At 72.8% G+C, this 6722-nt stretch carries 5 protein-coding genes; 3 read left to right on the top strand and 2 right to left on the bottom strand.

What is annotated here, in order from left to right:
- Both ACFV0G_RS28845 and ACFV0G_RS28840 read right to left on the bottom strand, forming a co-directional pair.
- Positions 1–512: serine O-acetyltransferase (locus ACFV0G_RS28845; RefSeq protein ID WP_380554278.1), on the bottom strand; the 512-nt coding region annotated here is incomplete at its 3' end.
- A 182-nt stretch (positions 513–694) separates the two neighbouring features.
- Positions 695–2065, bottom strand: a complete 1371-nt coding sequence (locus ACFV0G_RS28840; protein ID WP_380554275.1) for an LCP family protein — start codon at positions 2063–2065, stop codon at positions 695–697.
- 386 nt (positions 2066–2451) lie between these two features.
- Between ACFV0G_RS28840 and ssuE the strand changes: the two genes are divergently transcribed.
- From ssuE to ACFV0G_RS28825, 3 genes are all read left to right on the top strand, one after another.
- Positions 2452–3006, top strand: coding sequence for an NADPH-dependent FMN reductase (gene ssuE / locus ACFV0G_RS28835; protein ID WP_380554272.1), 555 nt, complete (start codon positions 2452–2454; stop codon positions 3004–3006).
- Between the two features lie 250 nt (positions 3007–3256).
- Positions 3257–4045: an ABC transporter ATP-binding protein gene (locus ACFV0G_RS28830; protein ID WP_380554269.1), complete on the top strand. Its 789-nt coding sequence runs from the start codon at positions 3257–3259 to the stop codon at positions 4043–4045.
- 15 nt (positions 4046–4060) lie between these two features.
- On the top strand, positions 4061–6634 hold the full coding sequence (locus ACFV0G_RS28825) for an ABC transporter permease (protein ID WP_380554266.1): 2574 nt from the start codon (positions 4061–4063) through the stop codon (positions 6632–6634).
- The last annotated feature ends 88 nt before the right edge of the window (positions 6635–6722 follow it).

Raw genomic sequence — 6722 nt, 5'->3', positions numbered from 1 at the left:
ATCCCCCGGTCCGCAGGCTCGCCGCCCGCGGGCCGGGGGATCGCCGTACCCGGCCGGGGGAGGGCGGTGCCCGCCGCGGGCGCCCGCAGGCCGACCCGCCGGGCCGGCGCCCCGGCCCAGACCTCGCCGGGCCCGGTGGAGCGGGTCAGCACCGCGTTCGCGCCGACGACCGTGCCGGCCCCGACGGTGAGCACCCCCTCCTTGCAGACCACCTTGGCGCCGGCGCAGACCACCACCCCGTCCTCCAGCACCACCCTCCGCATCGCGCTCTCCTCCTGCGGCACCCAGGGGTCGGCGCGGCCGAGGGTGACGCCGTTGTAGAGCGTGACGTCCGCGCCGATCGTCGTGTACGGGTGCAGCACGGTGCCGAAGCCGCGGTGGAAGACGGTCAGGCCGGGCCCGACCTCCACCGCCGCGGGCACCTCCATGCCGTACAGCGCGAGGAGCTCCCGGACCAGGCGGCCGAACACCGGGTGCCGGCGGCGGTAGATCAGCGAGGTGACCAGCGACATGCCGCCCATTGTGACCGGACGGGCACCCTGCGTGTCAGTTCCGGGCGGGAAAAGCGCCGGGGGCCGCGCCCGGGGCTCCCACCCGGCGCGCGGCCCCCGACGGGCGCCCGCTGCCTCGCGTCCGGCCGTGCCGGCGATCGCGGCCGGTCCGGCCACGACACGTTCGCCTACTTCACGTCCGGCTACTTCACGTCCGGCACGGCGGTGTCGTTCTTGAAGGCGTCGAACACCTGCTGCGACTTGACCGGGTCCCACTTCACCGCGGACTCGCCGGTCGGCGTGCGGAAGTCGGCGTTGCCGATCGGCACGGTGATGCTCTTGCCGTCGCCGCCCGAGACGCTCTTCATGGCGAGGAACATCGAGGCGAGGTCGGTCAGGCCGGTGTCGTTGTCGACGATCAGCGTGCCGAGGCTCGAACTGACCATCGGGTAGAAGGCGAACGGGTTGAGCAGGGTGCCCGGCGAGGCCGCCTGCTTGGCCAGCGCGCCGAGGAACTTCTGCTGGTTGCGCATCCGGCCGAGGTCCTGGTCGGCCATCTGGTGCCGCTGCCGGACGAAGGCCAGCGACTGCTTGCCGTTCAGCGTCTGGCAGCCGGCCTTCAGGTCCAGCCCGGAGTCCCGGTCCTTCACGTCCTTGTCGATGCACATGTCCACACCGCCGACCGAGTCGACGATCCCGACGAAGCCGGCGAAGCCGATCTCCGCGTAGTGGTCGATGTGGATGCCCGTCCTGGTCTCGACGGTCTGCACCAGGAGCCGCCCGCCGCCGTTCGCGAACGACGCGTTGATCTTGGTGTCGTTGGCCTTGACGGTCTTCCCGCTGCCGCTGGTGTCCAGGTGCGACGGGACGGTCACCCAGGAGTCGCGCGGGATCGACATCAGCGTGTTCCCGTGGTCGCCGATGTGCAGGATCATCATCGAGTCGCTGCGCTTGCCCTGCGCGGAGCCGGTGTGCAGCGACTGCTCGTCCGCGTCGGAGAGGCCCTGGCGGCTGTCCGAGCCCACGATCAGCCAGTTGGTGCCCTTGCCCGCGGCCGGCCGGCCGTCGTAGGGCGCCAGCACGTTCTCGTGGGTGAGCTTGGAGTCCGCCCAGACGTAGGTGCCGACACCGGTCACCAGCAGCGCCGCCACCAGCGACAGCGCGGCCACCTTGATCTTCCGGCCGCGCGACCAGCGCGAGGCGGGCCCTGCCGGAGCGCCGCCGCCGGGCCCCTCCGGCCCGCCCGGTCCGCCCTGGCCCGGCCGTCCGGACCCGTACCCCTGCTGCGGCGGGATCGGCGAGCCGCCGCCCGCGCCGTAGCCGGCCGGCGCCCCAGCACCGAACGGCGCCCCCTGGCCGCCGCCCTGGCCCGGACGGCCGCCCTGGCCGCCCTGGCCGCCCGGCGCACCCTGGCCGCCCGCACCGGAGTACGGCCGGGCCGCCGCGCCGGCGCCGCGCGGGTTGAGCTCCGGCGGCAGCGGCGGCTCGGCGGCCGCCCCGCCCCGGCGGTACCCGCCGTCGCCCTGCCCGTAACCGCCGCCCCCCTGCGGGCGGTCCTCCTGCCACGTGTTCATGTGGGAGAGGATGCCCGAAAGCCGCCCGCCGCAGTACGCCGGATACCGCCCCGGGCCCCCTTGTAGCCGATTTGATGCACGGTGCGGACCCGGCGGCGGAAAGTTCACCTGCTGGAACCAACCTTGACCGGCCGAAACGGTGCGTGCTTGCATGACGGCATGGAGCAGCGAAGGATCCTCACGCGTCGGCGGCACGTCGACCTGCTGCGTGTGGCCCGCTCGCTGTGTCGTGGCTGACTGCTGACCGCCCCACCGTCGCTCGCCCGCACGCTCCGTCCGCCGGCACCTCGCAGCGCCCCCGGCGCCGCCCGCCGCGCCGGGCCGCCACCGCCGCCGGCCCCGGGGCCCACCCCGCCCGCCCCGCCACGACCCGAGGTGAATCACCCATGGCCACCGTCCTGTCCGTCTCCGGCTCGCCGTCCCGCACCTCCCGCACCACCCGGCTGCTCCGCCACGTCGACGCCCGCATCGCCGAGCACGGCCACGAGGTCCTCCCCTTCGAGGCCCGCTCCCTGCCGGCCGAGGCGCTGCTCTCGGCGGACACCTCGAACCCCGAACTCGCCCGCGCCATCGACCTGTTCGCGCAGGCCGACGGCATAGTCATCGGCACCCCGGTGTACAAGGCCGCCTACTCCGGCCTGCTCAAGACCCTGCTCGACGTGCTGCCGCAGTACGCGCTGCGCGACAAGGCCGTGCTGCCGCTGGCGACCGGCGGCAGCACCGCGCACGTGCTCGCCGTGGACTACGCGCTGCGCCCGGTGCTCAGCTCGATGGGGGCCGGGCACATCACCCAGGGCTGGTTCGTGCTGGACCGCCACATCACCGTCCGCGAGGACGGCTCCACCGAGATCGAGCGGGAGACGGACGTGCTGCTCACGCCGGTGGTGGACGCCTTCGCGGCCGCCCTGGCGCGCACCGGGGAACTCGCCGCCGCGCGCTGACCCCGGGGACGCGGGCGCCCGTCCCCTAGGGGTAGGCGCCGCGCAGCCCGTACATCTCCCGGTCACCGGGCTTCCTCCCGGCGGATGACGATCCGGCCGCCGGTGCCTCCTAACGTGTTCCTTACAGCACCACCCCGATCAGGGGTGGTGCTGGCCCCACCTCGAAGACGGGTGCCCGCGCCATGTCGCAGGACGGTCGCATCGGTCAGGCTGTGGGGCAACGGGTGGACGACGTATCGAGGAGAACCCAGTGACGACGGCAGCCAACGCCGTGCAGGACCCGCACCTTCCCGGCGGCTCGACCGCCATCGCCGCCTCCGCGCGCCAGGTGACCAAGGCGTACGGCGCCGGCGAGACCCGGGTGACCGCGCTCGACGCCGTCGACGTGGACATCCAGCGCGGGCGCTTCACCGCGATCATGGGCCCCTCGGGCTCCGGCAAGTCGACCCTGATGCACTGCCTGGCCGGTCTTGACACCGTCACCTCGGGGCAGATCAGCATCGGCGACACCGAGATCACCGGGCTGAAGGACAAGCAGCTCACCCGCCTGCGCCGCGACAAGATCGGCTTCATCTTCCAGGCGTTCAACCTGCTGCCGACCCTGAACGCCCTGGAGAACATCACGCTGCCGATGGACATCGCGGGCCGCAAGCCCGACCAGGCCTGGCTCGACCAGGTGATCGAGACGGTCGGCCTCGCCGACCGGCTCAAGCACCGCCCGACCCAGCTCTCCGGCGGCCAGCAGCAGCGCGTCGCGGTCGCCCGCGCCCTCGCCGCCCGGCCCGAGATCATCTTCGGCGACGAGCCCACCGGCAACCTCGACTCCCGCTCCGGTGCCGAGGTGCTCACCTTCCTGCGCCGCTCCGTCGACGAGCTCGGCCAGACCATCGTCATGGTCACCCATGACCCGGTCGCCGCCGGCTACGCGGACCGCGTGCTCTTCCTCGCCGACGGCCGGATCGTCGACGAGATGCACAGCCCCACCGCCGACTCCGTCCTCGAGCGCATGCGCCGTTTCGACGGCAAGCGCACCAGCTGAGCGGGGGTCCCACCGATGATTCTCAAGACCTCGCTACGCAGCTTCTTCGCCCACAAGGGGCGCATGGTCCTCTCCCTGATCGCCGTCGTGCTGTCGGTCGCCTTCATCTCCGGCACGCTCGTCTTCTCCAACACCGCCACCAGTACCTTCGACCGGCTGTTCGCCTCCACCGCCTCCGACCTGTCCGTCCAGAAGGCCAAGGACGACATCGCCGACGGCGAGCAGCGGGGCGGCAAGCCCTCCACCGTGCCGGTCGACACCGTGCAGAAGCTCGCCGCCCAGCCCGGCGTGAAGACCGCCCTCGGCCAGGTCTTCGTCCAGAACGCGATCCTGGTCGACCCGGCCACCAACAAGTCGGTCGGCCCGACCTCCGGCGCGCCCACGCTCACCGGCAACTGGGTCGACACCCCGCGCAACTCGGTCGACATCACCTCCGGCTCGGCCCCCGCGGGCAAGAGCCAGATCATGCTCGACGCCGACACCGCCAAGAAGGCCGGCCTGAAGCTCGGCAGCCCGCTGCGGGTCATCACCACGAGCGGCAACTACGACTTCACGCTCTCCGGCATCGTCACCTTCCGCACCACCAACCCCGGTGCCGCGCTGGCCTTCCTGGACACCCCCACCGCCCAGCAGGACCTGCTCGGCGAGACCGCGTTCACCACCGTCGAGCTCTACGGCGACGGCAGCCGCACGGACGACCAGCTCAAGCAGCAGGCCCTGGCCGCCCTCGGCAGCGGCTTCGACGCCAAGACCGCGGCGGAGCAGAAGGCCGAGAACGCCAAGGGCGTCGGCTCGTTCCTCAACTTCATGAAGTACGCCATGCTCGGCTTCGCCGGCATCTCGCTGCTGGTCGGCGGCTTCCTGATCATCAACACCTTCTCCATGCTGGTCGCCCAGCGCACCCGCGAGATCGGCCTGCTGCGCGCCCTCGGCGGCAGCCGCAGGCAGGTCAACCGCTCGGTGCTGACCGAGGCGCTGATCCTCGGCGTGCTCGGCTCGACGATCGGCCTCGGCGCCGGCCTCGGGCTGGCCGCCCTGCTGATCCAGCTGATGAAGGCCGTCGGGATGAACCTCGACGCCTCCTCGCTCGACGTCACCTGGACGGTCCCGGTCGCCTCCTACGCGGTCGGCATCCTGATCACCGTGCTGGCAGCCTGGATCCCGGCCCGCCGCGCCGGCCGGATCTCCCCGATGGCCGCCCTGCGCGACCACGGCACCCCGGCCGAGGCCCGCGCCAACCGCATCCGGGCGATCGTCGGCCTGGCCGTCACCGGCCTCGGCGCCGCCTCCCTCGCGGCGGCCGGTGCCTCGGACAAGGCCGCCCAGGGCGGCGAGCTGCTCGGCCTGGGCGTCCTGCTCAGCCTGGTCGGCTTCGTGGTCATCGGCCCGCTGCTGGCCACCGGCATCATCCGGGTGCTCGGCGCCGCCCTGCCCGCCCTCTTCGGACCGGCCGGCAAGCTGGCGCAGCGCAACGCCATGCGCAACCCGCGGCGCACCGGCGCCACCGCCGCGGCCCTGATGATCGGCCTGGCCCTGGTCACCGGCGCCTCGGTGGTGACCTCCTCGATGGTCAGCTCGGCCAACGCCCAGATCGACTCGTCGGTCGGCGCGGACTACATCATCACGGGCCAGGGCCCCGGCATCGAGGTCAGCCCGGCCGCGGTCACGGCCGCCAGGGCCACCCCGGGCCTGGCCCACATCACCGAGCAGAAGGCACTGCGCGCCGCTCTCACCGCCCCGGACGGCACCACCACCAAGACCAACGTGGTCGCGGCCTCCAAGACGTTCACCGAGGACTTCCACATGCCGGTCGCCACCGGCAGTGCCGAGGCGGCGTTCAACGGCGGCATCTCCACCGACCAGGACTTCGCCGACAAGCACCACCTGAAGGTCGGCGACCGGATCAAGGTCGACTACGGCCAGGGCCGCACCCAGACCCTGGCGGTCGGCGCCATCGTCAGCACCGGCAACTCGATGTTCGACAACGCCTTCTTCACCGGCATCGACACCGTCGCCCAGGTGATCCCGGCCGCCGACCTCCCCGGCGATGTCGCCATCTTCGGCAAGGCCGCCCCCGGCGCCGACCGGGCCGCTGCCCTGACCGCCCTGCAGAAGTCGGTGGCGGCCTACCCGCAGCTCACCGTCAAGGACCAGGCCGGTTACAAGGACCTGATCCAGAGCCAGGTGAACCAGCTGCTCTACATGGTCTACGGCCTGCTCGGCCTCGCCATCGTGGTCGCCGTCCTCGGCGTCGTGAACACCCTGGCGCTGTCCGTGGTCGAGCGGACCCGCGAGATCGGCCTGCTGCGGGCGATCGGCCTGTCCCGCCGCCAGCTGCGCCGGATGGTCCGCCTGGAGTCCGTGGTGATCGCGGTCTTCGGCGCCCTGCTCGGCCTCGGCCTCGGCCTCTCCTGGGGTGTCACCGCCCGCAAGGTGCTCGCCACCCAGGGGCTGGAGACCCTGACCATCCCCACGGGCACCATCGCCGGCATCCTGGTCGCCTCGGCCGTGGTCGGTCTGCTGGCCGCCCTGGTCCCGGCCTTCCGGGCCGGCCGGATGAACATCCTCGCGGCGATCGCCACCGACTGACCCGCAGGACGCACCACGACGGAGGCCGGGCCCTGCGCCCGGCCTCCGTCGCGTGCGGCGCCGGGCCGACCGGCCGAGGGCGGACGGC

This window comes from Kitasatospora sp. NPDC059571, from assembly GCF_042735675.1.
Taxonomy (GTDB): domain Bacteria; phylum Actinomycetota; class Actinomycetes; order Streptomycetales; family Streptomycetaceae; genus Kitasatospora.
This window is presented reverse-complemented; position numbering and strand designations above follow the sequence as displayed.

Bases quoted from the DNA above. Each gene is read 5' to 3' on its own strand.
- ssuE (WP_380554272.1), top strand. From the start codon at position 2,452: ATGGCCACCGTCCTGTCCGTCTCCGGCTCGCCGTCCCGCACCTCCCGC.
- ACFV0G_RS28840 (WP_380554275.1), bottom strand. From the start codon at position 2,065: ATGAACACGTGGCAGGAGGACCGCCCGCAGGGGGGCGGCGGTTACGGG.
- ACFV0G_RS28825 (WP_380554266.1), top strand. From the start codon at position 4,061: ATGATTCTCAAGACCTCGCTACGCAGCTTCTTCGCCCACAAGGGGCGC.